Origin of the sequence: Streptomyces sp. yr375, assembly GCF_900110755.1 — a bacterium.
GTDB lineage: Bacteria > Actinomycetota > Actinomycetes > Streptomycetales > Streptomycetaceae > Streptomyces.
Genome location: NZ_FOFF01000053.1, coordinates 42,113 through 58,637, shown reverse-complemented (window position 1 = coordinate 58,637; position 16,525 = coordinate 42,113). Strand labels below are relative to the sequence as shown.

Sequence of the window (16,525 nt, the reverse complement as noted above, 5' to 3'; positions counted from 1 at the left end):
CGCGACGGCGGATACGACGTCTCGGACTACACCGCCGTCCTCCCCGAATTCGGCGACCTGGCCGACTTCGTGGAATTCGTCGACGCCGCCCACCAACGCGGCATGCGCGTCATCATCGACTTCGTGATGAACCACACCAGCGACCAGCACCCGTGGTTCCAGGAATCGAGGAAGGACCCCGACGGACCCTACGGCGACTACTACATGTGGGCCGACGACGACAAGCAGTACGCGGACGCCCGCATCATCTTCGTCGACACCGAAGTCTCCAACTGGACCTTCGACCCCGTCCGCAAGCAGTACTTCTTCCACCGCTTCTTCTCCCACCAACCGGACCTCAACTACGAGAACCCGGCCGTGCAGGAGGAGATGCTGTCCGCGCTGCGGTTCTGGCTGGACCTGGGGATCGACGGTTTCCGCCTGGACGCGGTGCCCTACCTGTTCGCGGCGGAGGGCACGAACTGCGAGAACCTTCCTGCGTCGCACGGGTTCCTGAAGCGGGTCCGCCGGGAGATCGACGCCCACTACCCGGACACGGTGCTCCTCGCCGAGGCGAACCAGTGGCCCGACGACGTCGTCGACTACTTCGGCGACTACGCCTCCGGCGGCGACGAATGCCACATGGCGTTCCACTTCCCCGTCATGCCCCGCATCTTCATGGCGGTCCGCCGGGAATCCCGCTATCCCGTGTCGGAAATCCTCGCCAAGACCCCGGCGATTCCCGCGAACTGCCAGTGGGGCATCTTCCTCCGCAACCACGACGAGCTGACCCTCGAAATGGTCACCGACGAAGAACGCGACTACATGTACGCGGAATACGCGAAAGACCCGCGTATGCGCGCCAACATCGGCATCCGCCGCCGGCTCGCCCCGCTCCTCGACAACGACCGCAACCAGATCGAGCTGTTCACCGCGCTGCTGCTGTCGCTCCCCGGCTCGCCGATCCTCTACTACGGCGACGAGATCGGCATGGGCGACAACATCTGGCTCGGCGACCGCGACGCCGTCCGCACGCCGATGCAGTGGACGCCCGACCGCAACGCGGGCTTCTCCCCCTGCGACCCGGGCCGGCTGTCCCTCCCCGCGATCATGGATCCCGTCTACGGCTACCAGGTCACCAACGTCGAGGCGTCGATGTCGTCGCCGTCCTCGCTGCTGCACTGGACCCGGCGCATGATCGAGATCCGCAAGCAGAACCCCGCCTTCGGCCTCGGGACCTACACCGAGTTGCAGTCCTCCAACCCGGCCGTCCTCGCCTTCCTGCGCGAATACGAGGACGACCTGGTGCTGTGCGTGCACAACTTCTCGCGCTTCGCACAGCCCACCGAGCTCGACCTGCGCCGGTTCGACGGCCGCCATCCCGTCGAGCTGTTCGGCGGAGTCCGTTTCCCCGCCATCGGTGAACTGCCCTACCTGCTCACCCTCGCGGGCCACGGCTTCTACTGGTTCCGGCTCACCAGAGCCGCGTCCCGGATCGGTCGCCGCCCGTGAGCGTGCGCCGAGGAAAGGATGGGTCACCGTGACGAAGACCGCACCCATGCGACCGAGCGGCGTGAGCGCAGTGCGCTCCGTCGGGCTCGCCGCGCTGCTGTGCGAGTGGCTGCCGCGGCAGCGCTGGTTCGCCGGCAAGGACCGGCCCCTCACCGAGCTGCGCCTGCTGTCGATGACCGAGCTGTATCCGGGCTGTCTGCATCTGCTCGTGCACGCCGGTCAGTCGGGCGTCCCGACCCCGGGGAACACTCCCCCGGCCGGTGACTGCTACCAGTTGCTCCTCGGTGTCCAGGAGCATCTGTCGCCCCGGCTGGGCCGGGCGCTCATCGGCAGGGTCGAGGACGGGCCGATGGCGGGGCTGACGGTGCACGACGCGTTGCAGGACCCGCGGTCGGCGCATCTGCTGCTGGAGCGGCTGCGGCATCCCGGCACGCTGGGCCCGCTGACCTTCGAGTCGGACCCGTCCGTGTCACTGCCCCCGGGGCTCGCGCCCAGACTGCTGGAGGCCGAGCAGTCCAACACCTCGCTGGTGTACGGGGACGCGTTCATCCTGAAGATCTTCCGGCGCATCCAGCCCGGCGTGAACCCCGATCTGGAGGTGCCGGTCGCGCTGGCCGGGCAGGGCTGCGGGCGGGTGCCCGCGCCGGTGGCCTGGTTCAGGACGACGCATCCGCAGGAGGCGACGCTCGGCGTGCTCCAGCCGTTCCTGCCGGACGCCTCCGACGGCTGGACGCTGGCGCTGCGGGCCCTCGCCCGCGGGGACGACTTCACGGCGGAGGCCGCGGAGCTGGGGCGGGCCACCGCGGACGTCCACCTGGCGCTGGCCTCGGCCCTGCCGGCCGGTCCGGACGCGGAGGACGGGCGTACGGCGGCGGCGATGACCGAGCGGCTGGAGGCCGCCGCGCACCACGTACCGGCGCTGCGCCCGTTCGTCCCGGGCCTGACCACCGCCTTCGGCGCGCTGTCCGTGTGCGACGCCGGGCCGGCCGCCCAGCGCATCCACGGCGACCTGCACCTCGGGCAGGTGCTGCGCGCCGGGCGCGACTGGTTCGTCATCGACTTCGAGGGCGAGCCGTCCCGTCCGCTGGCCGAGCGGCGCAGCGCCCACTCCCCGGTCCGGGACATCGCCGGGATGCTGCGCTCCTTCGACTACGCCGCCCGCCAGCGCCGCCCGTGGCGCCCGGAGTGGGCGCGCCGCTGCCGGGAGGCCTACTGCGCGGGCTACGCGGCCCGCGCGGGCTGGGACCCCCGTAAGAAACATGCCCTGTTGCGTGCCTACGAGACGGACCGAGCCGTGTACGAAGTGCTGTACGAGGCCCGTAACCGTCCCGACTGGCTGCCCGTACCCATGGCGGCGATCGAACGACTCGCCGTCCGAGGAGGCTGACCCCCGTGGCCCTGCGTGACACTTCTCCGCCCGAGTCGGCCGGCCCCCGCCCGCGCACGGCGCCCGCGCTCGACGCGGCCGACCGCGGGCGCCTGCTCTCGGGCGCGCACCACGATCCGCACGCGCTGCTGGGCGCGCACCCGGTGCCGGGCGGGATCCTCTTCCGGGCCCTGCGCCCCTTCGCCGACGCGGTGAGTGTGCTGATCGACGGCGATCCCACCCCGCTGATGTCGGAGGGCGACGGTCTCTTCGCGGTCGTCCTGCCGCTGGCCGCGGTGCCCGCGTACACGCTGCTGGTGGCGTACGAGGGCGCCGAGCACAAGGTGGACGACCCGTACCGCTTCCTGCCGGCCCTCGGCGATCTCGATCTGCATCTCATCCGTGAGGGGCGGCACGAGGAGCTGTGGACGGCGCTCGGCGCGGAGCCGATGGCGCACCAGGGGGTGATCGGCACCCGGTTCACGGTGTGGGCGCCGAACGCCCAGGGGGTGCGGGTCGCCGGCGACTTCTGTTTCTGGGACGGGACGGCCTTCCCGATGCGGTCGCTGGGGTCGTCCGGGGTGTGGGAGCTGTTCCTGCCCGGGATCGGCGAGGGCGCCCGGTACAAGTTCGAGATCACCTCCCGGCACGGCCACCGCTTCCTCAAGGCCGACCCGATGGCCCGGCGCGCGGAGGTGCCGCCGGACACCGCGTCGATCGTGCACACCTCGCACTACGAGTGGGCGGACGAGGAGTGGATGGCGCACCGGGGCGATGTCCCCGTGCACGTGGCGCCGTTCTCCGTGTACGAGGTCCATCTCCCATCCTGGCGGCCTGGGTTGACGTACCGTCAACTGGCCGAAGAGCTGCCGCCGTATGTCAGCGAACTCGGCTTCACGCATGTGGAGTTCATGCCGGTCGCGCAGCATCCGTTCTCGGGTTCCTGGGGTTACCAGGTCACCGGTTTCTACGCGGTGACCTCGCGGCTCGGGACGCCGGACGACTTCAAGTTCCTGGTGGACGCCCTGCACCGGGCCGGGATCGGCGTGATCGTGGACTGGGTGCCGGCGCACTTCCCCAAGGACGACTGGGCGCTCGGCCGGTTCGACGGGGAGCCGCTGTACGAGCCGGGTGACTCGCGGCGGGCGGAGCATCCGGACTGGGGGACGTACGAGTTCGACTTCGGGCGCGTCGAGGTGCGCAACTTCCTGGTGGCCAACGCCACTTACTGGTGCGAGGAGTTCCACGTCGACGGGCTGCGGGTGGACGCCGTCGCCTCCATGCTCTATCTCGACTACTCGCGGGACTCCGGACAGTGGACGCCGAACGTGTTCGGCGGCCGGGAGGACCTGGACGCGATGGCGTTCCTCCAGGAGATGAACGCGACGGTGTACCGGCGCAATCCGGGGGTCGTGACGATCGCGGAGGAGTCGACGGCGTGGGAGGGGGTGACCCGGCCGACCGACAGCGGTGGTCTGGGGTTCGGGCTGAAGTGGAACATGGGCTGGATGCACGACTCGCTCCAGTACATCGCCAAGGAGCCGGTGCACCGCAAGTACCACCACCACGAGATGACGTTCTCGATGGTGTACGCGTACAGCGAGAACTACATCCTGCCGATCTCGCACGACGAGGTGGTGCACGGCAAGCGGGCGCTGGTGTCGAAGATGCCCGGCGACTGGTGGCAGCGGCGCGCCGACCACCGTGCCTATCTGGGCTTCATGTGGGCCCACCCGGGCAAGCAACTCCTCTTCATGGGGCAGGAGTTCGCCCAGGGCGCGGAGTGGTCGGAGAGCGAGGGGCCGGAGTGGTGGCTGCTGGACCCGGGGTACGCGTCCGCGGGCGATCACCGGGGGGTGCGGGACCTGGTCCGTGATCTCAACACGGTCTACCGGGCGACGCCGGCGCTCTGGGAGCGCGACACCGACCCGGCCGGTTTCCGGTGGGTGGTCGGCGACGCCGCGGACGACAACGTCTTCGCGTTCCTGCGCCACGACGCGCAGGGTGCTCCACTGCTCGCCGTCAGCAACTTCTCCCCCGTGGTCCGCCACGACTACCCGCTCGCCGTCCCCGGCGACGCCCCGGCCTGGCGGGAGGTGCTCAACACCGACGCCGAGCGGTACGGCGGCGGCGGTGTCGTGCGGTCCGCCCCCGTCGTAGCCGAGCAGGGGCGGCTGCGGCTGACGCTGCCGCCCCTGGCCACCGTGTGGCTGACGCCGTCGTCCGTGTGAAAAGGGCCTGACGGGGCAGTCGGGTGCGTGCCACCCGCCCGAGAAGGCCGTAGAGAAAGGCCGTATCCCGTGCGCACCGTCGGAGTGGAGGAGGAACTCCTCCTGGTCGACCCGAAGACCGGCGAGCCCAGGGCGCTGTCCGCTGCCGTCCTCGCCCGCGCCTCGCGGTGCGAGGTGGCGGAGGAGCCGCCCGTCTTCGAGAAGGAACTGCACAACCAGATGCTCGAGTTCGCCACCCACCCGCAGTCGGCGATGGCCGACCTCGGCGCGGAGATCGTCCGCATCCGCGGGGAGGCGGCCGGGCATGCCCGGGAGGCCGGGTGCGCGGTCGCCGCGCTCGCCACGTCACCGCTGCCGGTGCGCCCGTCCATCAGCATGAACCGGCGCTACCAGTGGATGGCGGAGCAGTACGGCATCGCGACACGTGAACAGTTGGTGTGCGGCTGCCATGTCCATGTGTCCGTGGGCTCGGACGAGGAGGGCGTCGCGGTCGTCGACCGGATCCGGCCCTGGCTGTCGGTGCTGTCGGCACTGAGTGCCAACTCGCCGTTCTGGCAGGGCCGGGAGACGGGCTACAGCAGTTACCGCAGCCGGGTGTGGCAGCGCTGGCCGTCGGCGGGTCCGACCGAGCTGTTCGGCTCGGCGGAGCACTACCACGGGCGGGTGGCGGACATGGTGGCCACCGGCACGATCCTCGACGAGGGCATGGTCTACTTCGACGCCCGGCTGTCGGCGCGCTATCCGACGGTGGAGGTGCGGGTGTCGGACGTCTGTCTGCACGCGGACACCGCCCTGCTGATCGCCACGCTGGTGCGCGGGCTCGTCGAGACGGCCGCCCGGGACTGGGAGGCCGGCCGGCCGCCGGTGGACCACACGGTGAGCCTGCTGCGGCTGGCCGGCTGGCGTGCCGCGCGCTCGGGGCTGACCGCGGATCTGCTGCACCCGGCGACCATGCGGCGCACCCGCGCCGAGACGGTCGTCGGGGCGCTGCTGGCGTATGTCGAGGACGCGCTGGCGGACAGCGGGGACCTGGAGCGGGCCCGCGCGTCCTGCGCCGAGCTGCTGCGGGTCGGCAACGGTTCGCAGATCCAGCGCGAGGTGTGGGAGCGTACGGGCAGTTTCCGCGAGGTCGTCACGACGTGTGTGCGGCACACCCAGAGTTGAGGCGACGACGCGGGCCCCGCCGGGATCCTCGGGCGTCGAGATCATCAAGGCGGATTACTTATTCATTCCCGGCCATAACCGGTCTCGCCTGGGCTAGATTCGACCACCGTCGATGACAGTTCCGGTCGGCGGCGTCACGGCCCGTACACGTCACAGGAGCAGCGCATGCGCGACTTCGCCCTCGCTCCCCGCACCACCCCGCCGCTGACCGGAGGGCTCGCCGACAGCGTCTTCGACACGGCCGTCCGCACTCCCACGCTCGCGGTGCTCGCCCGTCGCCGCCCGGACGCCGGCCCGGCGAGCTGGGCGGAGGTGACGGCGGTCGAGCTGCGGGACGAGGTGGTCGAGCTGGCCAAGGGGTTCGTGGCCTGCGGGATCAAGCCGGGCCACCGCGTGGCGATCATGGCGCGCACCCGGTACGAGTGGACGGTGCTGAGTCACGCGCTGTGGGCGGTGGGCGCCGAGGTCGTCCCCGTGTACCCGACGTCCTCGCGCGAGCAGGTCGAGTGGATCCTGCGGGACGCGGCCTGCGTGGGCGTGGTCGTCGAGGACGAACAGAGCGTCATGACCGTGGGATCGGTGTGCGCGGCCCTGCCCGCACTGCGGCACGTCTGGCAGATGGACGCGGGCGCGCTCGACGAGCTGCGGCGGCGCGGCGCGTTGGTGCCGGTGACCACGGTGGACTCGCTGCGCCGGATCGTGCTGCCCGACTCCACCGCGGTGATCGCGTACACCTCCGGCACCTCGGGCCGGCCCCTGGGCTGCGCGCTGACCCACCGCAGTCTGGCCAGCCCCTGCGACACGCTCCTGGCCGGCTGGGGGCACACGGCCGCGCCCCCCGGACAACAGCCGAGCGTCCTCGCCTTCCTGCCGTTCTCCCATGTGTACGGCCTGATGATCCAGGGCCTGTGTCTGCGCGGCGGCATCCTGATGGGCCACGAGCCCGACCTCGGCGCGGACGCGCTCTGGGAGTCGCTGCGCACGTTCCGGCCGACGTATCTGTACGCGGTCCCGTCGGTGTTCGAGAAGATCTACAAGAACTTCCTGCGGGCGGCGCAGGAGACGGGCCGCGGGGCGCTCTTCGAGCGGGCGGCGGAGACGGCGCGGGACTTCGCCGCCGCCGCCGAACGGCACCGGCTGGGCCGCGGCTCCGGGCCCGGCTTCGACCTGCGGCTCCAGCACGCCCTGTTCGAGCGGACGGTGTACCGCAGACTGCGGGCCGCGCTCGGCGGCCGGGTGCACCGCGCGACCTCGGGCGGCTCCCCCCTCCACCGCGACCTGTCCCTGTTCTACGAGGGCATCGGCATCTACGTGCACGACGGGTACGGCCTCACCGAGACCAGCGGCGGGGTCACCATGCAGCCGCTGGGCCGGGAGAAGTCGGGCACCGTCGGACAGGCCCTGCCGGGCATGGACATCCGGGTGGCGGACGACGGGGAGATCCTGGTGCGCGGCCCGTCGCTGTTCCAGGGCTACGTCAACGACGAGCCCGCGACCCGGGCCGCGCTGTGGGGCGGCTGGCTGGCCACCGGCGACCTCGGGACCCTGGACGCCGACGGCTACCTGTCGATCACCGGCCGCAAGAAGGACGTCATCATCACCAGCAGCGGCAAGAGCGTGGCGCCGGCCGCGCTGGAGCAGCGGCTGCGGCTGCATCCGCTCGTGCACCAGGCGGTGGTCGTGGGCGACAACCGGCCCTGTGTGGGCGCGCTGATCACCCTGGACCCCGACTTCGTGGCGCACTGGCGCGGCAGTCTCACGCTGCACGGCGATCCCCGGGGCCGGGAGGCACGTGAGGAGAACGCCCTGCGCGAGGAGGTCGCGCGGGCGGTGGCCGCGGCCAACAGCACGGTCTCCCGCTCGGAGTCGATCCGGGCCTTCCGCATCCTGCCGCAGCCGTTCGACCAGGCCAACGGTCTGCTGACGCCCTCGATGAAGCTGCGCCGCGACTCGATCGTGGCGCACTACGCGAGCGAGATCGAGGCGATGTACCAGGCGCGGGCCCGCCTGCCCCGCCCGGGCGCCCCGGAGGAGATCCTGAGCTCGGACGACGCGGACGACGTGTTCCGCTGAGCCTTGCCAGGTACGCAGGTGTGCGGCGGACGCGTAGCCTGCGCGGGCTCGGGAACCCTGGAAGGGGCGACGCCTGAGAGCCGTACGAGAAAGGACGACGGTCCCGGCAGCAGCGGGGCCGCACTGACGACATGGCAACCGAGCCGCGTGGTGACGACGCACTGTCCTTCTGGGCGATTTCGAGCCGCAGCGCCCGGTTCGCGGGCGAACCGCAGGACGTGACGGGCGCGCGGCTGGTCGCCGAGGATTTCCTCCGTGAGCTGGCCCGGGCCGCACCGCCCTCGACACCGGAGTGCTGGCACGACATCGTGCTGATCGTCACGGAGCTGGCCGCCAACGCCGTCCAGTACGCGCCGGGCCCCTTCGAGCTCCAGCTACGCCCCACCTTCGACGGGGTGCACGTCACGGTCCACGACACCAACAGCACCCCGCCGACGCCGCGGCCGTTCCGTCCCGACAGCGGGGGCGGCGGCATCGGCTGGTATCTGGTGCACACGCTGTGCAGCCAGGTGAGCGTGGTGCCGAACGAGCGGGGCCAGGGGGAAGGCAAGGACGTCCACGTCTTCCTGCCGTGGTGAGGGTGCGCACGCCGAACCGGCGCTGCAACTGGTCGAGGAACTCCACTCGTTGGCAGCTCCCAGATGCGCCTGCGACGCCCCGCTCTCCCCGGCCGGGCGTACCCGGGGCGTGTTGCGGGTACCAGGGTGGCCTCAGGAGAAACGTTCGTCTGCATGGCTCGTCCGGCTGGCGCGACCGGTTCGGCCGCGGTGGGATCGACAGGACCGACGGGGCAGACAGGGCAGCGCGCGTGGAGCCGTAGAAAGGGGTGGGCATCGTGACACGACCCAGGATCCTGGTGGTGGGCGCGGGCTTCGCGGGGGTGGGGTGCGTGCGGCGCCTGGAACGCGAACTCGCCGCCGCGGAGGCCGACGTCACCTTGGTGACGCCGTTCGCCTACCAGCTCTACCTGCCGCTGCTGCCGCAGGTCGCCTCCGGGGTGCTGACGCCCCAGTCGATCGCCGTCTCGCTGCGCCGCAGCAGGAAGTACCGCACCCGGATCATCCCGGGCGGCGCCATCGGCGTGGACCTCGCGTCGAAGGTCTGCGTCGTGCGGACCATCACCGACGAGCTCGTCAATGAGCCCTACGACTACCTCGTGCTGGCTCCCGGCAGTGTCACCCGCACCTTCGACATCCCGGGGCTGACCGACCATGCCTTCGGGATGAAGTCCCTCGCGGAGGCGGCGTACCTGCGCGACCACGTCATCACTCAACTGGACCTGGCCGACGCCAGTCACGACCCCGCCGAGCGGGCCTCGCGGCTGCAGTTCGTGGTCGTGGGCGGCGGCTACGCGGGCACCGAGACCGCCGCCTGTCTGCAACTGCTCACCCACAACGCGGTCAAGCGGTATCCGCGGCTGGACCCGGCCCTGATCAAGTGGCATCTGATCGACATCGCCCCGAAGCTGATGCCGGAACTCGGCGACAAGCTGGGCCGCAGCGCCCAGGAGGTGCTGCGCAGGCGCGGGATCGAGGTCTCGTTGGGCGTGTCCATCGCGAAGGCGGGCCCGCAGGAGGTCACCTTCACCGACGGGCGGGCCGTCCCGACCCGGACCCTCATCTGGACGGCGGGCGTGGCCGCCAGCCCGCTGATCGCGACGCTCGGCGCGGAGACGGTCCGCGGGCGGCTCGCGGTCGAGGCGGAGCTGAACCTGCCAGGGAACGACGGGGTGTTCGCGCTCGGCGACGCCGCCGCCGTACCCGACCGGGCCAAGGGCGAGGCGGGCGCGGTCTGCCCGCCGACCGCGCAGCACGCGATGCGGCAGGGCAAGGTCGTCGCCGACAACGTCATCGCGACGCTGCGGGGCCGGCCGCTGCGGCCGTACGTGCACAAGGACCTGGGTCTGGTCGTCGACCTCGGCGGCACCGACGCCGTCTCCAAGCCGCTCGGCATCGAACTGCGGGGGCTGCCCGCGCAGGCCGTGGCCCGCGGCTACCACTGGTCGGCGCTGCGCACCGGGGTGGCCAAGGCCCGGGTGCTGACGAACTGGACGCTCAACGCGGTCGCGGGCGACGATTTCGTGCGCACCGGCTTCCAGGCGCGCCGGGCGGCGAAGCTGAAGGACTTCGAGTACACGGACAGCTATCTGACGACCGAGCAGGTGCGGGCGCACCTCAAGGGCTCCGGCTCCGACGTGTCCGGCTCCGAGGGCTCCGGCTTCGAGGGCTCGGGCCCCGATCAGGAGTGAGGCCGGCGGCGGAGCGGGGCGGGGTGCGGGCGGCGGCACGGTCGTCCGGTGCGCGGTGGCGGGACCGGGTCGCGGCGTCCGATCCCGGGCTGCTGCGGCTGGCGGCCGGGCTGCGGACGGTCGGCGCGATCTCCCTGACGCTGGCCGTGCTCTCGCTGGTGGGCGCGGACGTCTCGCATCTGGTGGCGGGGGCCATCGCGGCGATGGTCGCCACGTTCGCCGTCCGGGAGCAGGAGCGCGACCGGCAGGCCGGCACGCTCGCGCTGGGCCTGCCGGTGGCGCTGGCCTCGGTGTCGCTGGCGGCGCTGCTCAGTTCCCGGGTGCTGGCCGGTGACGTCTTCTTCGTCGCCCTGATCTTCTGCGCGGTCTACGGACGGCGGTTCGGCGACCGGGGCACGGCGCTCGGGCTGATCGGGTTCCAGGTCTACTTCCTGGCCCTGTTCGTCGGTGTCGGGACGTCGACGCTGCCGGGGTACTACGGGGTGCTCGCCGTCGCCTTCGCGTGCAGTGCGGTGGCGCGTTTCGTGCTGGTGCCCCAGACGTCGACCGGGATCCTGGAGCGGCTGCGGCAGGCCTTCCGGGCGCGGCTCGCGCAGTTGCTCGACGCCCAGCTCGAGCTGCTCGACGCCGGCCCGGACGACGCGGACCGGGCGCTCGGCCAGGTGCGCGAGGGCACCGCCCGGCTGCACGAGACGGCCATGATGATCCAGGGCCGGCTGGCGGAGGGCACCCCGGACGAGGCGGTGGCCGGGCTGGTGCAGCGCCGGATCGCCGAGGCCGAGATCACCGCCGAGCGGCTGGGCCTGCTCCTGCTGACGGCCCGCAGCGCCGAGCGGGCCGACACCCTGACCCTGCACCTGCCGGGCGCGGCGCTCCCGGAGGGCGGCGAGCTGCCCTGGCGGGACGACGCCCTGGACACCCTGCGCCGCGATCTCCAGGCCCTTCACCTGCTCGTACGGCATCCCGCGGCTCAGGTGTCGGGGACGGCGTCGGCGTTGATGCGCAACCGGCTGCTGGGGTACCGGGACGAGGAGAACCTGCCGAAGGCGTCGCCGGCGGTGCAGGACGTCTTCCGGGGGGTCGGTGAGGCGGCGCGCGCGGTGCTGGGGCTGCGGATCGCGCTCGACGGGCCGCAGGACGAGTCCGACGACAGTCCCGAGACGGCCCGCTCCCGCGAGGAACTGGACGCCGAGGACGCCTCGATCGGCGCCGAGGAGGACGAGGGCGCGGCCGAGGAGGCGACGGGGCTGCGGCGGCCGACGACCCGGGCCGCGGTGCAGGTCGCCGTCGGGTCGTCGCTGGCCATCGTCGGCGGCGAGCTGCTGTCCGCGCACCGCTGGTACTGGGCGGTGCTGACCTGCTGGATCGTGTTCCTGAACACCGCGTCCACCGGGGAGATCCTGGTCAAGGGCTACCGGCAGCTGCTGGGCACCGTGCTCGGGGTGGTCGCGGGCATCGTGCTGGCGGGGCTGGTCGGACAGCACACGTGGACGGCGTTCGCGGTGGTGCTGCTGTGCGTGTTCGCGATGTTCTACACGGCGCCGCTGTCGTACACGCTGATGTCGTTCTTCGTGACGGCCGCGCTGGGCGTGCTGTACACGCTGCTGCACACCTACAGCTTGTCGGTGCTGGTGCTGCGGGTGGAGGAGACGGCGCTGGGCGCGGCCTGCGGGATCGTCGCGGCGGCGCTGGTGCTGCCGGTGCGCACGGACCGGCGGACGAACGAGCTGCTGACGACCGTCCTGGACCGGCTGACCGATGTCACCGGGGCGGCGGTGGAGCAGCTCAGCGGCGGGCCCCCGGCCGACCTGCTGGACCGGGCCCGGGACCTGGACCAGGCGCTGGCCGACCTGCGGGCCGCCACACAGCCCCTGACGCATCCGGTCACGCCGTTGCGGACCCGGCGGGACACCGCGCGCTATGTCGTCGCGCTCCTGGAGACCTGTGCCTACCACGCGCGGTCCCTGGCGGCCACGGCCGAGCTGCTGCCGACGCATCCGTCGATCGCGGCGGACCCTCGGCTGCGCCGGGCGGGGCAGCGCATCCTGCACAACACCGGGGCGATCGCCGCGCGCGTCGCGGACGAGCGGTCGGCCGCCGAGGTGCTGACCGGGCCGAGCATCGCCGCGCTGCTGAAGCCGGGCGTCCCGGGCACACCGCGCTACGGCCGGGTGACCGACCGGGTGCTACGGCATCTGCAACGCCTGGACGAGGCGGTGGTCGGCCTCGCGCGCCCGCTCGGGGTGCCGGTGGCACCGGGTGCACCGCCGAAGTGAGGCCCGATACCGGCCGGGCTCGAAAAAACTCCGTTCAGAACTCCGTGGACATGCCGCTCGCCTCGGCGATGCCACGCAGTTCCTCGGCGTCCTGCTGGCGCTGCCGGATGCAGCCGGCGATATCGGCGAGGCGGCTGGGGTCGGCCGCGGTGGCCGCGTCGGTGACCACCCGGACCGGGCCGGTGCCGTCGACCTGTATCTCCACGAGCTGGTTGTCCAGCCGGCCGGTGACCGCGGTGGCGATGACCAGCGCGGCCTCGTCGCGGACCTCCTGGGGCAGGTGCAGGGTGTCCTCCGGGTCGAGGGCGAAGTCGAGACTGCCCGGTGGCTGCTGTTCGAGGGCGCGCAGCGCGGGTGCGACGACCTTCAGCAGGAGCTGGTAGTCCTCGCTGTCCATGCGGACGCGCAACAGGTCGAGGTACATGTCCACGGGCTGTTCGTCGGGCTGTCCGTCGGGCGGGAACTCTGGTTCTTTCATCTGGTCCGTGTTCCCACCCAGGCGGACGTCAGACCTCACGCAGGCGTGCCATCGCGAACGGAACGCGAAGAAGAACAGTCCGATCCGGTGGGCGTCCAGTCTCTTCAGCTCGGACGGGCACAGCTCGCGCAGGGGGTGTTCGCAACGAGGACTGCCCCCCGGGCCGGCTCGCTGAACACCGGGTCGCTCGCCACGTCCCGCACGGTGACCTGGGCGAAGTCGCGAGCGTCCTGCGCGCAGGACGTCGAAGAAGTGGACGAAGTCCGCCGTGAGACCGGTGTGCCGCTCGATGCGCAGGCCGCCGCGCACCCGGTCGACCGTCTGCACGTTGCCCATGTTCGGTGTCGACCACGGCGAGCGTGCGGCTCAGCACTGCGCCGAGCACCGCGCCCCGGCTGTGGCCGTGTCCGTGGCCTCGGCCTCGCTGCCCGCCGGGTGGTCCGGCAGGAAGCCGAGGGCGGGCTCCGGTCTGCGGACCCTGCGGGGGAACCTCTCAGCCCAGTGCCTCCTGGCGCACCCGCGCGCAACTGCGGTTGATGAGACGGGAGACGTGCATCTGGGAGATGCCCAGCCGGTCGGCGATCTTGCTCTGTGTCATGTCCTCGAAGAAGCGCAGGTAGAGGATGGTGCGCTCGCGTTCCGGCAGGCGACGCAGGCCTTCCTTCGCCGACTCGCGGTCGACCACGACGTCGAAGGAGGAGTCGGGGCCGCCGAGGGTGTCGGCGAGGCTGTAGCCGTCGTCGCCGGTGGGGAGTTCGGCGTCCAGCGAGAGGGTGCTGAAGCTCTCCAGGGCCTCCAGACCGGCGGTGACCTCGTCCTCGGTGAGCCCGGTATGGGCGGCGACATCGGCGACCGAGGGCTCGGCCGCACCCGGGTTCTGGGCCAGTTCGCGGCGGGCGACGCGCACCTTGTTCCGCAGTTCCTGCACCCGGCGGGGCACGCGCAGCGCCCACATCCGGTCCCGGAAGTGCCGCTTGATCTCACCGGTGACGGTCGGCACGGCGTAGCTCTCGAACGCCCCGCGCTCGGGGTCGAAGCGGTCGACGGCCTTCACCAGTCCGAGGGCGGCCACCTGCCGCAGGTCCTCGACGGCCTCGCCGCGGTCGCGGAAGCGGCCGGCGATCCGGTGGGCCATGGGCAGCCAGGCGGTGACGATCTCGTCGCGCAGGGCGTCCCGCTCGGGCCCCGCCGCCAGGGCGACGAGGCGGGCGAACCGGCTCGCGGTGTCGGGGGCGTCGGCGTGGGTGCGGCGGAGCTGTGCCGTGGTGGGGGCGGTGGGGGCGGATACGGCGGTGGAAGCGGATGCGGTGCTGCTTGTCGACATGTCGATAGGCATGCGGGATCGCTCCTGAAGGGTCGTTTCAGGGATGTGGCGACGGGAGGGCCTCTGCCACCCAGGGCGCGTGCAGCGCCCCGGAGCGGCTGAACCGCTCCCGTCGGCGCGCCTCCGGTCCGAAGCACGAACCTCCGTCTGCCCTGCCTCCGGAGGTACAAACTCCGCCCGGGAGAAAGGCGTTGGGCGGGATCGGCGCTCCGCGTCCCGGGCCGCGCCGGAGCGTGGACGGGTCAGAACACGGGGACGACGACGGTGATGCGCTTGCCCCCGGAGGGCAGCTCGGACACCCGGACGTCGCGGGCCAGCCGGCAGACGATCGGCCAGCCGCGGCCACCGGTGCGCCAGCGTCCCTCGTCGTCGACCGGGCCGGTGCTGACCGGCAGCCGGTCGCTGCGGTCGCTGACGGAGACGCGCACGGCCCGCCCGTCCACGTCGACGTCGAACCCGGTGACGCCGCCGCCGTGCAGGATGGCGTTGGTCGTGAGTTCGGAGGCGACGAGCAGCGCGTCCGAGAGGGCCTCCTCGTCGTACGGGCGGCCGGTGGCCCCGCACCGCCCGGTCACCGCGCGCCGCACGGCGCAGCGGACGTCGGCCGGCCGGCACTGCTCGCCTCCCCCGCGCCGGAACGTGCCGTCCGGCACGTCCGGCCGGTCGGTCGGGTCCTTCGCAGGCATCCCTTCGCTCCCTTGGCTGTCGCCGACTGGTCACTGGTCGTCTCTTTTCGGCTGGCCCCATCGGCGTCGGCCAAACCTCTCGGACAGGGAGCAATCGACCGGCCCTGACGGGGTAGGTGAAGTACATGACCGATGTCGTGGACGCGGGCGAACTGCTACGGCGCATCCAGCGGGCCCGGACCTGCGCCCGGGAGGAGGCGCTGGCCTGGCGGATCCGGAGCGCGGACCTCGCACGGGCCGACGCGGACGGGGCGGACGGCGCCGACGGGGCGCGTGACGCCCGGGTGCGGGCGCTCGCCTACGAGGCCGTGCTCAGCGTGCTGGACGAGATCCTGACGCCCGGCCGACCGCACGAACTGCCCCGGCAGTGAGATCCGGAAAGAAGCGCGGCGAAACAGGTCGCACAACCGGATTTTCTGGATTTCCTCTACGCGCAATCTCCTTGAATGGTCTACCGTTTATTCATACGTGGCGGTCGGAGTCCGACGGCACTCCTCCTCCGTGCGCCACCCTCTTGCCGCCCTGGCTGGCTTCCCCCGTCCAGCCAGGGCTTTCCTCTGCCCTCTGCCCTGCCCTCTTGCGAAAAGTGCCGTCCGCCGAGGTGCCCGGGGCGTCGGCAGCGGCTGAAATGGGAGGAGGACAGCACTCCGAGCATCACCCAGAGGAAGCAGCCCTCCCCCATCGACCGCCGGCGAGGAGCCCCGCGCCATGACCAAAGCGACCAGACTGCTGACCGCCCTCCCCCCGCCCCAGCGCCAGCGCCTGATGGGGCTCGCCCGCGAGGTCTCCTTCGCCGAGGACGCCCGGATCTTCGAGGCGGGCGGCACGGCCGACCGTTTCTGGGTCGTCCGCTCCGGCGCGGTCTCGCTCGTCCAGCAGGTGACGACCGTGCGCCGGGTCACCGTCGCGAGCCTCGGCGCCGGCGACCTGCTGGGCTGGTCGTGGCTGTTCCCGCCGTACCGGTGGGACTTCGGCGCGGAGGCCTTCAGCCCCGTACGCGCCTACGAGTTCGAGGCGCAGCCGGTGCAGAAGCTGTGCGAGGAGGATCCGGCGCTCGGGATGTCGCTGGTGCGGATCGTGGCCGAGATCCTCGCGCACCGGCTGGAGATGACCCGCGGCAGACTGATGGAGCAGTACGGCACCCAACGGCACGGGGTGCTGTAACCCCCCGCCCGCGCCGGACACGGC

The 16,525-nt window shown here is 72.0% G+C and carries 13 protein-coding genes; 10 read left to right on the top strand and 3 right to left on the bottom strand.

The features are described 5' to 3' along the window. From treS to BMZ82_RS33790, 8 genes are all read left to right on the top strand, one after another. On the top strand, window positions 1-1,491 hold a 1,491-nt coding region (gene treS, locus BMZ82_RS33825), incomplete at its 5' end, for a maltose alpha-D-glucosyltransferase (protein WP_093781223.1). Window positions 1,492-1,519: 28 nt separating this feature from the next. Then, window positions 1,520-2,878 (top strand): maltokinase N-terminal cap-like domain-containing protein, encoded by a 1,359-nt coding sequence (locus BMZ82_RS33820; protein ID WP_177244791.1) that lies wholly within the window; start codon window positions 1,520-1,522, stop codon window positions 2,876-2,878. A gap of 5 nt (window positions 2,879-2,883) precedes the next feature. After that, window positions 2,884-5,088: a 1,4-alpha-glucan branching enzyme gene (glgB, locus tag BMZ82_RS33815; RefSeq protein WP_093781222.1), complete on the top strand. Its 2,205-nt coding sequence runs from the start codon at window positions 2,884-2,886 to the stop codon at window positions 5,086-5,088. A 69-nt stretch (window positions 5,089-5,157) separates the two neighbouring features. Beyond that, on the top strand, window positions 5,158-6,252 hold the full coding sequence (locus BMZ82_RS33810) for a glutamate--cysteine ligase 2 (protein ID WP_093781221.1): 1,095 nt from the start codon (window positions 5,158-5,160) through the stop codon (window positions 6,250-6,252). Window positions 6,253-6,417: 165 nt separating this feature from the next. Next, window positions 6,418-8,325: an AMP-dependent synthetase/ligase gene (locus tag BMZ82_RS33805; RefSeq protein WP_093781220.1), complete on the top strand. Its 1,908-nt coding sequence runs from the start codon at window positions 6,418-6,420 to the stop codon at window positions 8,323-8,325. A gap of 131 nt (window positions 8,326-8,456) precedes the next feature. Then, window positions 8,457-8,903 carry an ATP-binding protein gene (locus tag BMZ82_RS33800; RefSeq protein ID WP_093781219.1) on the top strand — a complete coding sequence of 149 codons (447 nt, stop codon included), beginning with the start codon at window positions 8,457-8,459 and terminating at the stop codon, window positions 8,901-8,903. A 248-nt stretch (window positions 8,904-9,151) separates the two neighbouring features. Continuing rightward, window positions 9,152-10,573 (top strand): NAD(P)/FAD-dependent oxidoreductase, encoded by a 1,422-nt coding sequence (locus BMZ82_RS33795; RefSeq protein ID WP_093781218.1) that lies wholly within the window; start codon window positions 9,152-9,154, stop codon window positions 10,571-10,573. Window positions 10,574-10,596: 23 nt separating this feature from the next. Continuing rightward, entirely contained in the window at window positions 10,597-12,849 is a 2,253-nt protein-coding gene (locus BMZ82_RS33790) for an FUSC family protein (protein WP_177244792.1), read from the top strand. 34 nt (window positions 12,850-12,883) lie between these two features. On the opposite strand, the gene BMZ82_RS33785 is transcribed toward BMZ82_RS33790, so the two are convergent. The 3 genes from BMZ82_RS33785 to BMZ82_RS33775 all read right to left on the bottom strand — a co-directional run bounded on the left by BMZ82_RS33785 (window position 12,884) and on the right by BMZ82_RS33775 (window position 15,337). Beyond that, window positions 12,884-13,327, bottom strand: a complete 444-nt coding sequence (locus BMZ82_RS33785; RefSeq protein ID WP_093781228.1) for a hypothetical protein — start codon at window positions 13,325-13,327, stop codon at window positions 12,884-12,886. A gap of 493 nt (window positions 13,328-13,820) precedes the next feature. Further along, the gene (locus tag BMZ82_RS33780) at window positions 13,821-14,663 is read right to left on the bottom strand and encodes a SigB/SigF/SigG family RNA polymerase sigma factor (RefSeq protein WP_093781216.1); all 843 of its coding nucleotides are present in this window, start codon (window positions 14,661-14,663) and stop codon (window positions 13,821-13,823) included. A gap of 230 nt (window positions 14,664-14,893) precedes the next feature. Beyond that, complete coding sequence (locus tag BMZ82_RS33775) at window positions 14,894-15,337, bottom strand: ATP-binding protein (protein WP_093781215.1); 444 nt, start codon at window positions 15,335-15,337, stop codon at window positions 14,894-14,896. A 125-nt stretch (window positions 15,338-15,462) separates the two neighbouring features. Here BMZ82_RS33775 and BMZ82_RS33770 point away from each other — a divergent pair, with 125 nt between their 5' ends. Further along, window positions 15,463-15,708 (top strand): hypothetical protein, encoded by a 246-nt coding sequence (locus BMZ82_RS33770; RefSeq protein WP_093781227.1) that lies wholly within the window; start codon window positions 15,463-15,465, stop codon window positions 15,706-15,708. 337 nt (window positions 15,709-16,045) lie between these two features. Then, window positions 16,046-16,501: a cyclic nucleotide-binding domain-containing protein gene (locus BMZ82_RS33765; RefSeq protein WP_093781214.1), complete on the top strand. Its 456-nt coding sequence runs from the start codon at window positions 16,046-16,048 to the stop codon at window positions 16,499-16,501. The last annotated feature ends 24 nt before the right edge of the window (window positions 16,502-16,525 follow it).

Excerpts from the sequence above, each read along its gene's own strand:
- BMZ82_RS33770 (WP_093781227.1), top strand. The coding sequence starts at position 15,463 with ATGACCGATGTCGTGGACGCGGGCGAACTGCTACGGCGCATCCAGCGG.
- BMZ82_RS33775 (WP_093781215.1), bottom strand. The coding sequence starts at position 15,337 with ATGCCTGCGAAGGACCCGACCGACCGGCCGGACGTGCCGGACGGCACG.
- BMZ82_RS33785 (WP_093781228.1), bottom strand. The coding sequence starts at position 13,327 with ATGAAAGAACCAGAGTTCCCGCCCGACGGACAGCCCGACGAACAGCCC.
- BMZ82_RS33780 (WP_093781216.1), bottom strand. The coding sequence starts at position 14,663 with ATGCCTATCGACATGTCGACAAGCAGCACCGCATCCGCTTCCACCGCC.
- BMZ82_RS33765 (WP_093781214.1), top strand. The coding sequence starts at position 16,046 with ATGACCAAAGCGACCAGACTGCTGACCGCCCTCCCCCCGCCCCAGCGC.
- BMZ82_RS33800 (WP_093781219.1), top strand. The coding sequence starts at position 8,457 with ATGGCAACCGAGCCGCGTGGTGACGACGCACTGTCCTTCTGGGCGATT.
- BMZ82_RS33805 (WP_093781220.1), top strand. The coding sequence starts at position 6,418 with ATGCGCGACTTCGCCCTCGCTCCCCGCACCACCCCGCCGCTGACCGGA.